Source organism: Pseudoalteromonas distincta (genome assembly GCF_005877035.1).
GTDB classification, from domain to species: domain Bacteria; phylum Pseudomonadota; class Gammaproteobacteria; order Enterobacterales; family Alteromonadaceae; genus Pseudoalteromonas; species Pseudoalteromonas distincta.
The window spans coordinates 292,147-310,892 of sequence record NZ_CP040558.1 but is presented as its reverse complement, the minus strand read 5'-3'; the positions used below and the strand labels follow the sequence as shown (position 1 = coordinate 310,892).

General features: G+C 40.1%; 18 protein-coding genes. 11 read left to right on the top strand and 7 right to left on the bottom strand.

All coding sequences use genetic code 11. The features are described from left to right. The first annotated feature begins 9 nt into the window (after positions 1-9). Positions 10-2,127, top strand: a complete 2,118-nt coding sequence (locus tag FFU37_RS01285; protein WP_175413881.1) for a TonB-dependent receptor — start codon at positions 10-12, stop codon at positions 2,125-2,127. Positions 2,128-2,675: 548 nt separating this feature from the next. On the opposite strand, the gene epmA is transcribed toward FFU37_RS01285, so the two are convergent. Next, a complete protein-coding gene (gene epmA, locus FFU37_RS01280) occupies positions 2,676-3,650 on the bottom strand; it encodes an elongation factor P--(R)-beta-lysine ligase (protein WP_138488525.1) in 975 nt (324 codons plus the stop codon). Positions 3,651-3,706: 56 nt separating this feature from the next. Beyond that, positions 3,707-4,273 (bottom strand): elongation factor P, encoded by a 567-nt coding sequence (gene efp / locus FFU37_RS01275; RefSeq protein WP_024596699.1) that lies wholly within the window; start codon positions 4,271-4,273, stop codon positions 3,707-3,709. 41 nt (positions 4,274-4,314) lie between these two features. On the opposite strand from efp, the gene epmB reads away from it, so the two are divergent. Beyond that, entirely contained in the window at positions 4,315-5,328 is a 1,014-nt protein-coding gene (gene epmB / locus FFU37_RS01270; RefSeq protein WP_033031971.1) for an EF-P beta-lysylation protein EpmB, read from the top strand. Here epmB and FFU37_RS01265 read toward each other — a convergent pair. Then, the gene (locus FFU37_RS01265) at positions 5,325-5,534 is read right to left on the bottom strand and encodes a hypothetical protein (RefSeq protein ID WP_002960797.1); all 210 of its coding nucleotides are present in this window, start codon (positions 5,532-5,534) and stop codon (positions 5,325-5,327) included. The genes epmB and FFU37_RS01265 overlap by 4 nt on opposite strands. Positions 5,535-5,605: 71 nt before the next feature. On the opposite strand from FFU37_RS01265, the gene FFU37_RS01260 reads away from it, so the two are divergent. Continuing rightward, the gene (locus FFU37_RS01260; RefSeq protein WP_002960798.1) at positions 5,606-5,896 is read left to right on the top strand and encodes a hypothetical protein; all 291 of its coding nucleotides are present in this window, start codon (positions 5,606-5,608) and stop codon (positions 5,894-5,896) included. Positions 5,897-5,943: 47 nt separating this feature from the next. Here FFU37_RS01260 and FFU37_RS01255 read toward each other — a convergent pair whose 3' ends face one another. Beyond that, a complete protein-coding gene (locus FFU37_RS01255; protein ID WP_138488524.1) occupies positions 5,944-6,435 on the bottom strand; it encodes a DUF3016 domain-containing protein in 492 nt (163 codons plus the stop codon). Between the two features lie 276 nt (positions 6,436-6,711). Here FFU37_RS01255 and galE point away from each other — a divergent pair, with 276 nt between their 5' ends. After that, entirely contained in the window at positions 6,712-7,728 is a 1,017-nt protein-coding gene (gene galE / locus FFU37_RS01250) for a UDP-glucose 4-epimerase GalE (RefSeq protein ID WP_002960801.1), read from the top strand. Between the two features lie 319 nt (positions 7,729-8,047). Here the strand turns inward: galE and FFU37_RS01245 are convergent, their stop codons facing one another. Both FFU37_RS01245 and FFU37_RS01240 read right to left on the bottom strand, forming a co-directional pair. Continuing rightward, positions 8,048-8,728 (bottom strand): Fe2+-dependent dioxygenase, encoded by a 681-nt coding sequence (locus FFU37_RS01245; protein WP_002960803.1) that lies wholly within the window; start codon positions 8,726-8,728, stop codon positions 8,048-8,050. An 89-nt stretch (positions 8,729-8,817) separates the two neighbouring features. Next, positions 8,818-10,998 (bottom strand): TonB-dependent receptor, encoded by a 2,181-nt coding sequence (locus tag FFU37_RS01240; RefSeq protein WP_138488523.1) that lies wholly within the window; start codon positions 10,996-10,998, stop codon positions 8,818-8,820. Positions 10,999-11,215: 217 nt separating this feature from the next. Here FFU37_RS01240 and FFU37_RS01235 point away from each other — a divergent pair, with 217 nt between their 5' ends. From FFU37_RS01235 to FFU37_RS01210, 6 genes are read left to right on the top strand one after another with little or no spacing between them, the layout of a single operon-like run. Next, positions 11,216-11,989 (top strand): DUF3450 family protein, encoded by a 774-nt coding sequence (locus FFU37_RS01235; protein WP_138488522.1) that lies wholly within the window; start codon positions 11,216-11,218, stop codon positions 11,987-11,989. Next, the gene (locus FFU37_RS01230; RefSeq protein ID WP_138488521.1) at positions 11,989-13,314 is read left to right on the top strand and encodes a MotA/TolQ/ExbB proton channel family protein; all 1,326 of its coding nucleotides are present in this window, start codon (positions 11,989-11,991) and stop codon (positions 13,312-13,314) included. The genes FFU37_RS01235 and FFU37_RS01230 overlap by 1 nt, the downstream gene beginning before the upstream one ends. Then, positions 13,307-13,687 (top strand): MotA/TolQ/ExbB proton channel family protein, encoded by a 381-nt coding sequence (locus FFU37_RS01225; protein WP_002960812.1) that lies wholly within the window; start codon positions 13,307-13,309, stop codon positions 13,685-13,687. The genes FFU37_RS01230 and FFU37_RS01225 overlap by 8 nt, the downstream gene beginning before the upstream one ends. A gap of 4 nt (positions 13,688-13,691) precedes the next feature. After that, positions 13,692-14,096, top strand: coding sequence for an ExbD/TolR family protein (locus tag FFU37_RS01220; RefSeq protein ID WP_036981164.1), 405 nt, complete (start codon positions 13,692-13,694; stop codon positions 14,094-14,096). 1 nt (position 14,097) lies between these two features. Further along, positions 14,098-14,754 (top strand): energy transducer TonB, encoded by a 657-nt coding sequence (locus tag FFU37_RS01215; protein ID WP_138488520.1) that lies wholly within the window; start codon positions 14,098-14,100, stop codon positions 14,752-14,754. Positions 14,755-14,773: 19 nt separating this feature from the next. Beyond that, a complete protein-coding gene (locus FFU37_RS01210; RefSeq protein WP_138488519.1) occupies positions 14,774-16,201 on the top strand; it encodes a tetratricopeptide repeat protein in 1,428 nt (475 codons plus the stop codon). 651 nt (positions 16,202-16,852) lie between these two features. Here FFU37_RS01210 and zapE read toward each other — a convergent pair. Further along, positions 16,853-17,962: a cell division protein ZapE gene (zapE, locus tag FFU37_RS01205; RefSeq protein WP_138488518.1), complete on the bottom strand. Its 1,110-nt coding sequence runs from the start codon at positions 17,960-17,962 to the stop codon at positions 16,853-16,855. A 59-nt stretch (positions 17,963-18,021) separates the two neighbouring features. On the opposite strand from zapE, the gene rsuA reads away from it, so the two are divergent. Beyond that, positions 18,022-18,720: a 16S rRNA pseudouridine(516) synthase RsuA gene (rsuA, locus tag FFU37_RS01200; RefSeq protein ID WP_138488517.1), complete on the top strand. Its 699-nt coding sequence runs from the start codon at positions 18,022-18,024 to the stop codon at positions 18,718-18,720. Positions 18,721-18,746 lie beyond the last annotated feature (26 nt).

Below are 18,746 nucleotides of genomic sequence, written 5' to 3'. Positions count from 1 at the left end.
GTCCCTAAAATGGAGTTAAGTAACCCAATGAACTTACGTTTGTCTTTAATTACTGCCGCACTTTTACCGCTGCTTGGTGCACCGATTGCAGCTAACGCTGATGATAGCGACCTAGAAAGAATTGTTGTAACTGGCGATTTTCAGCGCGAAAGCATTCAAACTTTAAGCGCGAGTGCGAGCTTATTCAGCGAAGATGAAATTAATCAACGTGGTGCAAGTTACTTAGACGAAATGTTAGGCAGTACCGCCAATGTAAATTTTGCATCTGGTGCATCACGTGGTCGTTATATTCAAATTCGTGGCGTGGGACTTCGTTCACAATTTGTAGACCCTATTAATCCATCTGTAGGCTTAGTTATTGATGGTATTAACTATTCTGGCCTTGGTGGCAGCTCATTATTATTTGATATAGACCAAGTAGAAATTTATCGTGGGCCACAAGGTACACGCTTTGGCGCAGACGGTATGGCCGGTATGATCCAAATGGGTTCAGCTAAAGCCACAAGCGATCCAAGCTTAAAATTACAAGTAGGTGCTGGCACATACAACACCCGCGAAGCAGGCATTGCAGCAAGCACAGGCTTAACAGATGACACTAGCGCACGCGTTAGCTACTTTCGCAGAAAGTCAGACGGTTACGTAGATAACTTGTACTTAAATGACGAAACACAAAATCAAGACGAACAAGTAGCCCGCTTTAAATTAAACAGCCAGCTTACAAAGCATTTAAATACTGAGTTAAACCTTCACTATATTGATATAAACAACGGCTATGATGCGTTTACGCTTGATAACAGCCGCAATAGTGTTGCCGATGAACCAGGACAAGATAATCAACAAAGCTACGCAATAGGCGTTAATAATACTTACACGGGTTTTGACGCTTTTGATGTAAATTTAAACCTGTCGGCTATTGATACCGAATTACTTTACAGCTTTGACGAAGACTGGGTATGTAACGATACAAGTGAGCCAAAGTTATGTGCTGCAGGTTTACATCCTGATGGATACAGCTCAACCGATCTTTACAGCCGCGATCGCGACGATCAGTCTGTAGATTTACAATTTAACTCTAAAACAGGTAACTGGGTTGCGGGTATTTATTACCAAAACCGTGACGTTGATTTAGAGCGCCAATACACATGGTTAGCAAGCCCATTTTCTTCAACTTACGAAACGAGTAATGTTGCAGTATATGGTCAAGTAGCGACACTAATTGGTCCTAAAACAACATTAATTACAGGTTTACGTGTAGAGCAATACCAAGGCGACTACACCGATAGCAATGGCTTTATACAAGATACTGACGATGTAATGGTTGGCGGTAAAATAGCGCTTGAATATCAAGTAATTGATCGCACTATGATCTACACCAGCATAACCCGTGGCTACAAAGCCGGCGGTATTAATTCAGAAGCCCTCGCTAAAGCAAAAGATGAAGGCTTAAACCTAAGCGCTGATTTTTTCCAACAGCACACCAGTTTTGACCCTGAATATTTATGGAGCGGCGAATTTGGTGTTAAAGGTTCATCACTTGATGACAAATTTACACTTCGCTTAGCTGCATTTTACATGCACCGCGACGATATTCAGTTAAAAGCATGGCAAGTAGAAGGTCAGCAGTTTACCGGTTATGTTGATAACGCAAGTTCTGGTAGCAACTACGGACTTGAAGTTGAAGGTAGTTACCAACTAACTGATAATCTATTTTTAACAGGTAGTGCTGGTTACTTAAACACTGAAATAGACGACTTTGTAACGCAGTCTGGCTTAAATCAAGACGGTCGTGAGCAAGCACAGTCACCTAAATACCAGTATGCGTTTACTGCTCGTTATAACTTTACAAGTGAGCTTTACGGTATGATTGGTGTTGAAGGTAAGGACGATTACTACTTCTCAGATAGTCATAACTCACAGGCACCAAGCAGCAACTTAGTTAACTTAAGCTTTGGCTACGAAGCTGACATGTGGGCAGTTCGCGCATGGGCTCGTAACGTGTTTGACGAAACAGTCCCTACACGTGGTTTTGAATTTGGTAACGATCCACAAGATGGTTACGCAACGCATACCTATACACAATTAGGTGAGCCTCGCGTGGCAGGTGTCACGTTTACGCTTAATCTGTAACACACAGTCGTTGGCTTTCAAATGAAAGCTTTCAGCAAGCAATAAAAAACACCGCGTTTAATTTAAACGCGGTGTTTTTTATTTATAGGTGAGGTTTTATACCTCGCTTTTTACTTTTTAAAATATTAAAGCCAAGTTACACGAGCGCGAAATAAATTCGCACCTACACGTTTGACGTATGTTGTTGGGTTTAATTTTTATTGTAGGTGAGGTTTTATACCTCGCTTTTTCTTCTTAAAATATTAAAGCCATATTACACGAGCGCGAAATAAATTCGCACCTACAAGTTTGGCGTATGTTGTTGGGTTTAATCTTTATTGTAGGTGAGGTTTTATACCTCGCTTTCTGCTTTTTAAAATATTAAAGCCAAATACACGAGCGCGAAATAAATTCGCACCTACAGGTTTGGCGTATGTTGTTGGAGTTGATTTTTATTGTAGGTGAGGTTTTATACCTCGCTTTTTACTTTTTAAATATTAAAGCCATATTACACGAGCGCGAAATAAATTCGCACCTATAGCTTTGTACCTGCGCCTACAGGTCAAGCATTATGCTCTTTGCACGTCAAACGCAATCACGTCTTTAATTTTCTCTTTATTGGTTGCTAGCATTACAAGCCTATCAATCCCCAAAGCAACACCTGCGCATTGCGGTAATCCATGCTCTAGCGCTTTAATTAAACGCGTATCCATTGGCACTTGCTTTAAACCGTTATTAGCGCGATATTCGTTATCGTCGTTAAACCGTTTAGCTTGCTCGCTGGCACTAGTGAGTTCGTTAAAACCATTCGCTAATTCCATATTTTTATAATAAAGCTCAAAGCGCCCTGCTACGCGTGCATCGTGCTCACAAATTTGTGCAAGTGCCGCTTGAGAAGCTGGAAAATGATAAACAAAACACGGTTTTTCTTGCCCTATCGTTGGCTCTACCTTCATACAAAACAATAATTGCAGTAAGGTATCTTTATGCGTTTCATTTTGGGCTATATCAGCAAATCCATGCTCACACGCTAGTTGCTTTAATTGCTCTATGTTCGCTGTTAGCGGATCGAGCCCAAGTGCTTGTTCAAACGCTTGCTGATAAGCAAGCCTTGTTGCCGGCTCAACATCTAAAACAAGCCGCATTAGCTCATCCATTTCATCCATAAGTGCAAATTCATCAAAGCCTGGGCGATACCATTCAAGCATTGTAAATTCGGGATTGTGATGGCTACCCGCTTCTTCATTTCTAAATGCTTTACAAAGCTGAAAAATAGCGCCTGAGCCTGCCGCTAACAAGCGTTTCATAGCAAACTCTGGAGATGTTTGTAAAAAAAGAGGAAGCCCACCTGCGTGCCCTGGACCTACAAATGTGGTGTTAAAACTGGCCAAATGCACATCGGTTACACTGGCACTGCTTAAGCTCGGCGTTTCTACTTCCATTACATTACGCGTATAAAAAAACTCACGAATGCTACGTAATATCGCTGCACGTTGTTTTAGTGTTTCAATGCTTGCGCTTGGGGCCCAAAGATCTGCTGACATATTTTCTCCAAAAAAAATCCCAGCTTAAGCTGGGATTTTATAAACAATGTTAAAGCTTACTTAACACGGCTTACGTATTCACCGTTACGAGTGTCTACTTTAATTACTTCGCCAATTTGTACGAATAATGGAACTCGTACCACAGCGCCTGTGCTAAGCGTTGCTGGTTTACCACCAGTACCCGCTGTATCACCCTTAAGGCCAGGATCTGTTTCTGTGATCTCAAGCTCAACAAAGTTAGGTGGTGTAACAGCAATAGGGCTGCCGTTCCATAATGTGATTGTACATAAATCATTTTCAACTAACCATTTAACTGCATCGCCTAGTGCTTTTTCGTCAGCGGCAATTTGCTCAAATGTTTCGTTGTTCATGAAATGCCAAAATTCGCCGTCTGTGTATAGATACGCTAAATCTGTATCCATTACATCAGCACCTTCAACTGATTCACCCGATTTAAAGGTTTTTTCAAGCACCTTACCAGAGATAAGTTTACGGATACGAACACGGTTGAACGCCTGGCCTTTACCAGGTTTTACCATTTCATTTTCTAAGATACTGCAAGGCTCGCCGTCCATCATAATTTTTAGGCCGCCCTTGAACTCGTTGGTGCTATAATTCGCCATCGTTTCCTCTATTTATATTTTTTCGAGTAATCTACATGCCAATGATACAAAGAAATGAAGCAAATTTGCATAAAAACTGGCAAAAAGAATTAGCAAATGTAGTTACCTGCCCAAAAACCTTGCTTGAAATGGTCGGTTTATCGAGCCAAGTCCATGAAAACGACCTAAAAGCCCGCAGTTTATTTCCGGTACGCGTGCCTATCCCTTTTATAAAAAAAATACGCAAAGGCGATCCAAACGATCCTCTTTTATTGCAAGTCATGCCACGCCATCAAGAATTTTTAACTAAGTCGGGTTTTAATAAAGATCCCCTACTTGAGCAAGATAACGAACAACCCGGCCTTTTACATAAGTATAAATCACGTGTTTTAGTAATGTTTAAAACCGGCTGTGCAGTCAATTGTCGTTACTGCTTTAGAAGGCATTTTCCGTATCAAGAAAACCAACTTAATAAAAAAAGCCTGCTTGAAACACTAAGCTACATAAAATCTGATGCCAATATAAACGAAGTGATTTTAAGTGGTGGCGATCCGCTGATGGCCAAAGACGATGCAATAAGTTGGTTTTTAGATGAGCTTGAGCAATTACCACAAATTAAACGAATGCGAATTCATAGTCGTTTACCAGTAGTTATACCCACGCGAGTTACCGATGAGTTATGTGAGCGATTAGCAAAATCGCCATTAAAAATTATTTTTATTAATCACATAAACCACGCCAACGAAATAGACGCTGACTTTAAAGCAGCCATGCAAAAGCTTAAACAAGCAAACGTAACGCTTTTAAACCAAGCTGTAATTTTAAAAGATGTGAACGATACGCTCGATGCGCAAATAAATTTAAGCGAAGCGTTATTTGACGCAGACGTATTACCGTATTATTTGTATTTGCTCGATAAAGTTGAAGGGGCCAGCCACTTTGATATTAACGAAGAAGACGCAATAAAAATAATGGCAGAGCTATTAAAAGCCCTGCCTGGATTTTTAGTGCCTAAATTAGTGAGAGAAATAGGTGGTCAAAAAAGTAAAACACCTATCGATCTTAAGCTAATTTAAACATATATATTTACGTTGTTACCCAATGATGCAGTTACCGACTTAGCCGGTGTTTGTGCACTTGACGATTGTGCAGCACCTTCAATAAGTGCAAGTGCTGCTGCGCCATCTGCTAGTTGCTGCTTTTTAGATAAAGCAGCGCTATAAAGCTCACTGCCTTGGCCTGAGCCAGAAACAGCGGGTAAACTTGTGCCTGATATATTCATATAACAAACCTGACTTTTAAATGTAATCCAAGTATTATGTCGGCCATGCAGTACAAAGCTTTAGGAAAACCATGGATTCAATTATTGAACAACTCAATACTAATTTAAAAATTGTTTATCGTCAGGCGCTTGATGCCGACAAAAAACTCGATGAACTACAACAGCAAGGCCATGGCAAATTTAAAGCCTTATTTGCACAAGATGCTGGTTTTAGCTTTGAAGCTAAACGCTTTAAGCCGTACGTTCTTGACGTAGCCGCTGACGTTGAAAGCTTATCTAACGATGGTTTTGATGAAGAAAAACTTAAAACAACCGTTATTAAGTTACAACAAATACTCACGCTGTTAGCTACTTTTAAGTAAAGCTTAAAAATAAAAATGCCGCTATTTAGCGGCATTTTTATTTTAAGTTAATCTAAACTTGGTAATATTTGCTCACCAAACCACTCTGTTAATAAGCGTTTTTCGTAATATAGTGATTCTTCGCGGCCCATTTTAATTTTATCCATAAAGCCCATATCTTTGAGCTCCACATCAGTATCTTTACTAAGCACTGTACCGTCGTTATCGGTTAACGAATAATTAAGCTTAATGCGTGGAAAGTATATTGGTTTTACTACACGAATTTCCTCCATACCACCATAACGCACATCTCCCGCTAAATCTAAATCAGTAAACTCTACGTTTAACTTATAATCTTTTGGTAGTTGCTCAGCTAATTTAGACATATGTTTTTCAAAACTTGCCGCAATACTTTTGTGATACGAGCCCTTAGCTTGGTTAGACGCTCGCACATCACGATAATCATTAAAGTCATTCCATTTAACAACAGACTCACCAGCATGGGCAAGCGCAGGTAATGCGATACACATTGTTGTTGCTATTTTTTTAACTAAATTCATATCTTTCTCCAAAGAGGTAACCAATCACAAAAGTGTGGATTGGAGTAAACCTAGCATTAGCTATTACTAAAGCTATTTTAGCACTTGTTTATTAACTATAACTTAATCTTACGAATCAAGTGTTACTTGTTTTGCACAAAATGTAATCAAAAGTATTTAATGTGCTGATATCAAAAAAATACGATTAAAATCATATAAATTACAGATAAAACATGTAAATCACCTCTATTTATGGTGAAATTAACTTAATTGATAAAAGGTACCCACGGAGCTTTCATGACTATTTTAGTAACCGGTGGCGCAGGCTATATTGGCTCGCACACTGTTTTAGAACTTTTACAGCAAGGTAACGATGTTGTTGTTATTGATAATTTAAGTAACTCATCACAAGAATCACTTGCGCGCGTAAAAAATATAACAGGTAAAGAAGCCACTTTTTACCAAGGCGATATTCTCGATAAACCCTTTTTAGATTCTGTATTTGCAAAACATACGGTTGATAGTGTTATACATTTTGCGGGTTTAAAATCAGTAGGCGAGTCGGTTGCAAAGCCAGTTGAGTACTATCAAAACAACGTTCAAGGTACGCTTACGCTTGTTGATGCGATGCGCGACGCTGGTGTATTTAAATTGGTATTTAGCTCGTCAGCCACGGTTTACGGCGACCCAGCAAGCTTACCAATCAAAGAAGATTTCCCTGTAGGCGGTACTACCAACCCTTACGGAACATCTAAGTTAATGGTTGAAATGATGCTACAAGATATCGCTAAATCAGATGAACGCTTTGCGTTTGCTATTTTGCGTTACTTTAACCCAGTGGGTGCACATGAGTCGGGCTTAATTGGTGAAGATCCTAATGGTATTCCAAACAACCTTTTACCGTTTATCGCACAAGTAGCGGTAGGTAAATTAAAGCAACTCGCTGTATTTGGTGATGACTACGACACAGTTGATGGCACAGGTGTACGCGACTATATACACGTTGTAGATTTAGCTATTGGTCATTTAAAAGCGCTTGATAAAATTGCCAGCAGTACGGGTGCATTAGTTTATAACCTAGGTACTGGTAATGGTTACTCTGTACTACAAATGGTTAATGCATTTATTAAAGCAAGCGATCAAGCTGTACCTTATCAGGTTTCACCTCGCCGCCCGGGTGATATTGCAGCGTGTTATGCAGCGCCAGAAAAAGCACTTAATGAACTTGGCTGGGAAGCAGTGCGCGGTATTGATGAAATGATGCAAGATACATGGCGTTGGCAGTCAAATAACCCTAACGGTTATAAGGGTTAAGTAAAAATGGCAAGTCAGAAAACATAGTAATTATGTAGTTTTGCTTCTCTAAAGCGCAGCGCCCTCTTAGCCTCTTTGTGAATAAATTACTTAAAATATTATTGCACAAAGAGAAGCAAAAGAGGGGTAAATGAGAAGAAACCAAAGCATATAAATTACGAGCTTCGCTCGTCACGCCAGCAAGCTGCGCGTCTACAAGTAATTTAACCACAGCGTTAAGTTTTGGCTGTAGGCGTAAAGCTTGCTCACGCGAAAAGCGCAGCTTTTAATTACTTATATTTAATTACTTATATCCAGTATTTAATAACGAGTATATTCGTTATGTCTGTGCCCACTGTCTTAGTAAGTTATGGTACACACCTGTTAATTGAATAATCTCTGGGCTATCTTCTACTTTGCTGCGCAAACTTTGAATCGACATATCTAAATCAAATAACAAACCACGTTTTTCGTCGCTGTTTACCATGCTTTGCAGCCAAAAAAATGAGGCTAATCTGCGCCCACTCGTTACAGGCATTACACGATGTAAACTCGTTGAAGGGTACAACACCATACTGCCTGCGGGCAGCTTTACACTGTGTGAGCCATAAGTGTCTTCAATAACAAGTTCACCGCCCTCATAGTCTTCAGGGTCGTTAATAAATAACGTCATTGATACATCTGTACGAATTTTTACTGGCGTACCCGGCACTTGTCTAATTGCATTATCTACATGCACACCAAACGATTGCCCGCCTTGATAGCAATTAAATAACGGAGGAAAAATTTTTGCAGGAAGTGCAGCCGACATAAACAAATTACTACGCGCAAGTGCTGCCATAATAATATCGCCAAGCTCTTGGCATTCAGGGCTATTTTCAGGTAGCTGTAAGTTATTTTTTGCTTTGGTTGATTGATGACCTGCGGTAATACTGCCATCGGCCCACTGCGCTTTAAGCAAAACCTCATGGCAATACGCCACTTCTTCTTTCGTTAATAGCTCTGGAATTTTAACTATCATGTGCGCCCTCTCACATTTTCATCAAATAATTAAGGGCAGGTAATAGGCCTGCCCTTATGCTTACTTTTATTTTTTAATTTGTTTTAAAATTAAAAAGAGTAGCTCGCTGTTAAACTAAACTTACGACCATCACCTGGTACAAAGTGTCCACCACCTAACTGATCAACGTAATCTTTATCACCTAGGTTTTCACCATTAAGCTGCAGGCTCAAATCTTTTGATATGTCATACGCAACCATTAGGTCAAAAATAGTATAACCTGGCGCACGAGAGCGTGTTGACGTAGTGCCGTTGTAACGCTCACCTACATACTGCGCACCTAAACCAAACGATAACTTATCCGACATATCGTACGTAGTCCAAACACTCGCGCTATTTTTAGGCGTACGTGCAAGCTCGTTACCGATTTGAGTTGCGTCGTCGCCTAATGCTTCTGTTACTTCGCTATCTTGGTAAGTGTATGAAGCAATTACAGTCCACTCTTTAGTAATTAGGCCCGTTGCTGAAAGCTCTAAACCTTGAACGCGCTGTTCACCACCAAGTATTTCGTCACTTGAGCTATCTGCAAATGGGTCATCAGTACGGGCATTGGTTTTTTCAGTACGGAAAAGTGCAGCATTAGTTTGCAGGCGGCCATCCATTAGGCTCCATTTAGTTCCTAATTCATAACTGCGACTTTCTTCTGCGTCTAAATCAGCTGCATTTGAACGCGTAGATACCGTTAGGCTTTCCGCCGATGGGTTAAATGAATTCCCCGCGCCTAAATATACACTGCCATTTTCTGTAGGTTTGTACACTACCGCTGCATTCCAGCTAAATAAGTCGTCACTTGTAGAAATTAAAGCGCTTGGATCATTGTAATCGTTGTGATAATCCGTAGTGAAGCTATCAAAGCGAATTCCACCTGTAACTTCCCATTGCTTGTTAAGCGTCACTGTATCAAATGCATAAATAGCTTGGTTTTTAGCTTTAGCTTCAATGCTTGTACCGTCACGGCCGTACACACCCGTAAATGCAATTGTTGCATCAGGATTGTATAAGTCGTTACGTATTCCATCTTCAATTAGGTTATCAGGCGTAGTTGCAACAAAGTTATGGCGTGTAAACGTTTCATTTGCAAGTTCAACACCCACTACTACGTCGTGAGTAAAGCCAGCAAATTCATAGTTACCAATTAAATCAACTTGAAGTGCAGCAAGTGAATTTTCAGTATCACGTGTTTTTTCATCTGCAAAGGTAATATCAGTGTCTGTTGTAACCGAGAAATAACGCGGTGCAGTTGTTACTGACTCACGCTTAACTTTACCTAAACGACCTTGCACACGTAACGTAGTATTTTGAGAAAAATCATACTCATAACGAGCTGTTGTTGAGTAAGCTTCAATATCTTCGTAATCACGGTAAATATTACCGTAAAAGTTATCAAAGTCGACAGGAGAAGGTGAGCGTGCACTATCTGCAAGTTCAGCTACTGGCGTATCACTGTAAACCCAAGGAATACCATAATCTGGTAAATTGTCTTGGCGTTGATACTCTAGGTTTAAATCAAAACGGCTGTTTGTACCAAGTCCTGTTGCAAATGCAAACGCAACAGCATTTGTTTCGTTTTCAACATGATCGCGACCTGCAACATCACCTTTATCAGTCAGAAGATTAATACGTAGTGCGCTTGTGTCGTTTACTTGAATGTTAGTATCAAAACGACCACGGTAATCGTTTTCTGTACCTAAACGTAGAGAAACGTCGTTAAAGTTGTCTAACTTCGCCTTTTTACTTTCTAAATTAACACTACCACCTGTTGCGCCACGACCAGAAACTGCAGAGCCTGGGCCTTTTGCAACTTCAACGGCTTCAATGTTGTAAATATCACGTGTGTAACCTGCAACATCGCGAATACCATCAACAAAAATATCATTTGTTGCACTAAAACCACGAATCGACATGCTATCGCCAGTAGGTGAGCCACCCTCACCTGCTGCTAAAGAAATACCTGAAACATTACGCAAAGCATCACGTAGGCTATCTACGTTTCTGTCTTTCATTACCGCTTGGTTGATTACTGTTACCGTTTTAGCTGTATCGAGTAGCGGTTGAGTGTATTTATGCGACGTTGATTTTTCTACAACATAACTAGACTCAGTTTTAGTTTCTGCTTTGGTTACCGATAGTTCTTGAACATCCTGTGCACTTGCCCAAGTTGAAAGCGTAGCTGTAACAACCGCTGCAATTGGCTTCACGTACGCATTTCCTTTATTCGATGGCTTACTCATGGTTACTCCGTAGTTTTTATTAAGCACTTAACTATTGTTAATTTAAGGTACATATTTAATTTCGGCGAAATCCTACCACTCAAATAACGCAATGTAAACGATAACTGTTATCAATTGCATTGTTATGTGAATTCCTATATTGTATACACACTCAAAAATTAACAGTAATTACGTCCTTGTAATTGCTTGTCGTAACTTTCAGGATTGTTGTTAAGTAATGCGAAGCTTAATTAAACCAATTAGCGTAGTTATCGCGCTTTGTAGCACTATGGCAGTAAAAGCCGACACAGTTAGTGAGCTAGAACAACTCGTTAATAATTGGCTACAAATAGAAAATCAAAACACAGAATTAAATACTCATTGGCTTGAACAAAAAAGCAGTATGGAGCAAACCTTAACGCTTCTTAATGCCGAGCAGCAGCAACTTAGCGAGCTTAATCAGCGTAGAAAAAAAAGGACCAGTGAGCTTGCCCAAAAACGCGAACAGCTTGTAACTCAGCAATCAGAACTTGAAAATGATCAACAGCAATTAAATGATCAACTAGCACGTATTTCTGGGCAATTACTTTCATTACAAGTGCAACTCCCCCCGCCACTTTTGAGTAGTTGGAAAAACGCTGGTGATTTAAGCGATTCAAAACTCAGTACAACTGACAAATTACAAACAGCACTAAAAATGCTGACTCTACTTAATGATTTTCAACAACGTATTTCTATTCACGAAATGGCTATTAAGCATCCTGACGGGCAAGAGGTATGGGTTAAGCAGCTTTATTTAGGTGCAGCTCAAGCATGGTTTGTGAGTGAAGACTTAAGTTACGTAGGTATTGGTTTTCCAAGTGACTTAGGTTGGCAATGGGAATTTGATCCAAGCATTAATGCAGAACAAGTTGCACAGGGTATTGCTGTACAGCAAAAAAAGCGCGCTGCTGATTGGGTAACACTCCCAATATTAAGTTATGTAAATAAAAACCAGCAAGGGGCTAAATAATGGCGACTAACAGCATAATTAAAGTATTTAGCGCCACAGTTTTACTTTTTAGTGCAAACATATCTTTTGCAGCTAGCAGTGATGATGCTAAACAAAGTATTTTAAGTGATATTAAAACAGCGCAGCGTACTCTAAGTAAAACTCAAAATAGTATTTCAAAAGAGCAAGCTACCCTTGCAAAGCAAATTTTTACCAAGCAGCAATCGCTCAGTAAATTACGCGAACAAGCCGCCGTTAATCGCCGCCTAGCTGACGAAAACACATTAAGCCTTGATCAGTTACAAACCCGATTAGACACTTGGCAACAGCAGCAGCAATATCAATTAAACTTACTTAGCCGTTTTGTACGCCAAAACACCAGCAATAGTGCTAGCAGTAACGAGTCGGCTAATAGCCAAAACGAGTTATTAAGCCGTGTTGTATCGCTAATTAATAATCAAGAGCAGGCACTTTATCCACAGTTAAAAAAACAATCGGTTGTGCTAAGTAATGGCGAATTAAGCCAAGCTAATACCCTTCAAGTCGGGCCTGTTGCATGGTTTAGTACGCAAACACCTAAACTTATGGGTTTATTAAATTTAGATGATGAATCTAATGCATTAAAAGTAGCGTTAGTACAATCAACAAGTGACGACAACCCACTCGATAATACTTTAAAGCAAAACGGTGTAGGCTCTACACTACTTACTTTTGATCCTAGTTTAACGCACTTAGTAACTAGCCAAGCCCAACAAGAAAGTCCGCTTGAACACCTAGAAAAAGGCGGTTTATGGGCTATCCCTATTATTTTATTTGCCTGCTTTGCACTAACCATTGCGCTATTAAAAGCCGCACAGCTACTACGTTTAAGTAAAATTAAAATGCACTCTCAAATGCAATTACAGCAACTTTTTAAAGCTGAAAATAGCAGTGAATTTGCAGGCATGCAGAAGCAGCTATTTAACTTAACGCTGCAAAGCGAAAAAGGCCAAGTACGAGACGATCAATTATTTAATCAGTTAATTCATGATAAGCATAAACTCGATAACTTTATTGGCGCTATTGCCGTTACTGCAGCAGTAGCCCCATTACTCGGGTTATTAGGCACTGTTAGCGGCATGATCGAAACATTTAAAATGATGACTTTATTTGGCTCAGGCGATCCAGAAGTTGTATCGGGCGGTATTGCACAAGCACTTATAACAACCGAACTGGGTTTAGTCGTTGCTATACCAGCACTCGTTTTAAATGCATTGTTATCGCGTAAAGCAAAAGCGTACTACAGCCAACTAGAAGGCTTCGCATTACAGCTAAGCCAACTAGAAAAAGGAGATAACAATGTTTGAAAAAATCGTTAGTAACCCTATTTGCTGGTGTATTCTTTTACTCGCTTTATTTGTATACCAGCTGATTTTTCATGACTTACTGCACCTTAAACAATACCAAGCGCAGCGCAAAGGTTATTGGCAAGAAGTTAGCTCTATTTTAACTGCAGCGCTTCCGCTACTTGGTTTATTAGGCACCATTGTTGGTTTGCTTGATACATTTAAAGTAATGGCGCTGGGCCATAACGAGTTAATGAGCGACGCCATTGGTGACGCATTACTAACAACTCAATTGGGCCTTGTGTGCGCTATTCCTGCGTGGTTAATGCAAGCTTACTTAGCGTATTCGCAGCGTAATCCTAAATTACATACGTTAAGTAAGCAGTTAGGGTAACACTATGCAATCACGATTAAAGCACAAGCTAGAGCAAGAAGCGGGGCAACATATTGATATGTCGCCGCTACTTGATGTGGTATTTATATTGCTAATATTTTTTATTGTTACAACCGTATTTGTACGCGAAAGCGGCGTTGAGGTTGATAAACCACAAGCCGTATCGGCCAGTCGTCTTGAGCAGCAAGTTATATTTTTAGCAATAACCGACAACCAACAAGTATTTTTTGATGGCAGCCAAATTGGTGTTGCGGGTGTACGTAGTAGTGTCGAGCAAATGTTAAAACAGCAACAACGCCCTGTGGTTATTCAAGCTGATAAAACAGTACCTACTGAATTACTTGTTCAAGTAATTGACGAAGCAAAGCTGGCAGGCGCAGCGCAAGTTAACTTAGCTACGAAACAATAATATGCACACGATTAACCCGCTTCAAAAAACAAAAAACAATCGCCATCCGCTGTTTGCATTTGGCCTTAGCCTCATTGTGCTTAGTGCTGCATTACTGCTTTTATGGCTTGGGCAACTTGCTGAACACCATATACAAGACAAAGTGGTTGTACGTGAGATTGCCATGGTGGCACTGCCACCTCCGCCACCTCCATCAATATCACAACAGCAAACAAGTGAGCCAATGCAAAGCTTAGCGGTAGAAGGTGCAGGCGCGTCAATTCAAGCCGTAAAAATTAAGATAAAGAGTGATTTAAGTATTGTAAAACCCGATACACCCAACGTAAAAGTAAGCGCGCCACAATGGCAATCAATGAGTGTAAATTGGGATGCATTTAGCTTAAATCAACTCGATGGTCTCCCCACTTTACTTACTCCCGTCAAGGCCGTTTTACCAAAAAGCTTAACCCGCCGAGGTGTTGATGTATTTACTGTAAAACTCGATGTATTTATTGATGAAAGTGGCAAGTTAAGTTTAATTGAGGTAGTACAAAACCCATACCCTGAACTTAAACCAGCTATCGACAAAATTATTAAACAAAGCCGCTTTAGTGCACCTAAAAAAGAAGGTGAAACCGTACGCGCTCGCTTTATTTGGCCAATCGAATTTAAACCTTAAGCCTATTAAAATGAAAAATATGAATATATTTAAAACGCTAAAACCATTAACTTTCGCACTGTTTACGACTGTAATGTGCTCACTCCCTTTATTAGGTGTAAGTAGCGTGCATGCAAGCGCTGCTAGTACGCCATTAAAAAGTGCGCCACTAAAAGTAACGTTATCGCCTAGCGATCCAACATGGCAGTTGGCTATAAATAATAAATTACTAGGCCCTACAGAGGTCCTTATTGAACCGACCGAGCGCGGTTTTGCTCGCCAAGTACAACCACTATTACAAGCCGGTAATTACAGTGAAGTTGCGGCGCTATTTAAAGGCCGAGATATAAGCCAAGATAGCACTGCTTTAAACTTATTACGTGCACAAGTTTTGCTTTCAACAAAAGACTTTAATAACGCTGAATTAGCTTACCTAGCGTGTTTAAAAGCTTCACCTGATTTAGTAAAAGCACACCAAGGTTTGAGCCTTTTATACATGCAACAAGCAAAGTATGACAAAGCACAAACACACCTAGTTCACAGTATTGAACTTGGCCAAGCTGACGCACAAAGTTATGCGCAACTTGCTTATATACACGTGCAGCATAGCCAACCTTGGAGCGCAGTAGCGGCCTACCGCCAAGCGCTAATGCTAGCGCCAGAAACAAGCCAATATCAACAAGGGCTATTGTTTGCGTTAATTGAATCGGGTGATTTAAGTCAGGCAAGTGCATTATTAAAAGAATTACTTAATAAAAGCCCTGATAAAGCTGAACTTTGGCTGCAACGTGCACAAATAGCGTTACAGCTTGATCAAAAAAAGCAAGCGCTTGCTGCTATTGAAGTGGCCTTAAAACTCAACCCTAAAGATACCAGTAACCAGCTTTTAGCAGCCCAGCTGCATTTAAGTGAAGGCAGCACTGAACGCGCTGTGAGTTTATTAAAGCAAGGTTTAAAACACGCCACTAAACAGCAGCAAGTTGAGGTTATTAATACCACGATGCAAACTTTAGGCTGGCTTGTATCTCAACAAAAATGGGATTTAGCTAAAGATCTAATAGGCAGCGCAAAAAGATTAACTAAGCAACTACCCCGTGATGAACAAGCCCAGTTTTCTGTATACAGCGCACAAATTGCTATGCAACAAGGTAATACTAAACGTGCTCTTAAAAGCTTAAATAATGCACTTAAAATAAACCCGAATTTAGGTGATGCCCTACTTAGTTTAGCAAGTATACATCGTAGTAAAGGTCAACTTACCCAAGCTAAACTTATGTATGTTCGTGCACAAGCTCTACCTGATTACCAACTATCGGCGTGGCTTGGATTATCGCAAATAGCGATTGATTCTAAAGACTACCCGAGTGCGCTAAAGCATCTTAGAAAAGCATTACAAGCTAACCCACAACGCCAGGACTTAATTACTAATATTCGCGCCCTTGAGAATATAGTGCGCCAAGAAGGGTAAGTTTAACACCGTGGTTAAACTGACTTGTAGACGCACAGCTTGCTGGCGTGACGAGCAAAGCTCGTAATCTCAATGTTTTATGTTTTCTCATTTACTCCTCTTTGTGCAATAAGATCTTAAGTGATTTATTCACAAAGAGGTTTAGAGGGCGCTTCGCTTTAGAGAAACCAATTAGTAGCAAAGTAATCAGTTATAAATATTAAAAGCTGTGCTTTTCGCGTGAGCAAGCTAAACGCCTACCAGTAAAAATTTGACGCCGTGGTTAAACTGACTTGTAGACGCACAGCTTGCTGGCGTGACGAGCAAAGCTCGTAATTTCTATGCTTTAATGTCTTCTCATTTACTTCTCTTTGTGCAATAAGGTTTTAAGTGATTTATTCACAAAGAGGTTTAGAGGGCGCTTCGCTTTAGAGAAACCAATTAGTAGCAAAGTAATCAGCTATAAATATTAAAAGCTACGCTTTTCGCGTGAGCAAGCTAAACGCCTACCGGTAAAATTTGACGCCGTGGTTAAATTTACTTGTAGACGCACAGCTTGCTGGCGTGATGGGCAAAGCCCATAAAAAAACAAACGGTGCAGCTCGTAAGTAGAATAAATTAAAAGCTGCGCTTCTCACTTGAGCAAGCTCGTTTACAATATATATTAAAGCGTTACCAATTTTGCATTTCGACTATGCGTGATTGCGTGCGCGCATATTCAAAGCTCAACTTTTTACCTTTATATAAATGTTCAATGTCGGTTTGCGCATTTATTACCAGCAATTTATGGCAATCGTAAAACTCATCTACTAAGGCAATAAAGCGCCGTGCTTCGTCGTCAAAAGTGTGCTCATCAAGCGTTTGTTTTTCGCGCTGATAACTATCTTCTATACCGTGAACAATAACTTTACCCGTTGCTTTAACACCCATTTGCGGCACGTTCGATACATATAACACATCAAATTGCGTTGCTAAATACATATAATCGTTAGCACTACGCGGGCCTGAACATAGCGCCATAAAATCAATCATCAAGGCATTATCTGCTTTTAATAAATAGGGTAAATCGCGGCCATGCACAGTAATTGTATTGCTACATGTTACTACTGGATACGAAGCTAAAAACTTACTTTCAAAATCGTGATTTGATAAATTAATAAAATAGTGACGACTGTTTTTACCATATCTAAAGCGGTGATCGTCCTCCCCTGCCACGTTAATTATATGACAGTGACTATTAATTAAATCAATCGTAGGTAAAAATCGCGCTCGTTGTAGGCCGTTGTAATAAAGCTGCTCTGGCTTTGCGTTCGATGTGGCCACCAGCACAACACCTTGTTCAAACAATGCATTGAACAATCTGGCCATAATCATGGCATCGCCAATGTCGCTCACAAAAAATTCGTCAAAACACAGTATTCGAATATTTTTAGCCCACTGTTTTGCAATTAGAATAAGTGGATTTTTTTGACCTTGTAGCTGCGAAAGTTGGGTATGCACTTGTGCTATAAAATGATGAAAATGCAGTCGCTGCTTTTGCTCAATAGATAGGTTTTTATAAAATAAATCCATTAACATGGATTTACCACGCCCTACGGGTCCATATAAATAAATGCCTTTTATTAAGGGCGCTTTTTGCCACCATGATGTGTGAGCTTGAAGTTGCTCGCTTAGCGTATTTAAAGCTTCCACCGCATTTTGCTGCGCTGCATCAAAACACAGTTCACCCGTGTCTATTTTTGCTTGGTAAAGGCTTAAAATTTGTGTGCTGTGCACTGTCATGGTATTTCACTATCGGCTATAATCGCGCCCATTGTAGCCGACTAAAAATGTGAACCAAAATGAAATTCCCTTGCCGCTTAGATAAATTTATTAGCCATTTAGCTGAAATACCGCGCACCCAAGCTCGCGCTAGTATTAAGCGAAAAGAAGTAAGCGTTAATGGCGAAGTAATCACATCACATAATTTTCAGCTAGCCCAGCAAGATGAAGTACTGCACCAAGGTACGCCTTTGGTATTTTTAGGTAAACGTTATTACATGCTAAATAAACCTGTTGGCTATGTATGCGCTAACAGCGACGAGCTACATAAAACCGTTTTTGACTTACTTGATGAGCCAAATATGAGCGACTTTCACGTGGCAGGTCGTCTTGATATAGATACCACCGGGTTAGTTATTATTACTAATGATGGCGATTGGTCACATAAAATTACGTCGCCTAAAAGCAATAAATTTAAAACCTACCTAGTAGAAACTCAAGAGCCTATTACCGATGAAGCACTTGAGCAATTACGTACAGGTGTCATGCTGCATAACGAAAAAGATTTAACCCGCCCAGCTATTGCCGAACGACTTGCTAATTACGGACTGCGTTTATCAATAAGTGAAGGTAAGTATCATCAAGTTAAGCGTATGCTTTACGCGGTAGATAACAAAGTGGTTGAGTTACATCGCGAGCAGATTGCGGGGATTACCCTAGATGAAAACTTGGCTAGTGGTGAATATCGATTATTAACACCCGAAGAAATTAAGTTATAAAAGCGCTTTAAAGGAGCCTAAGGCTT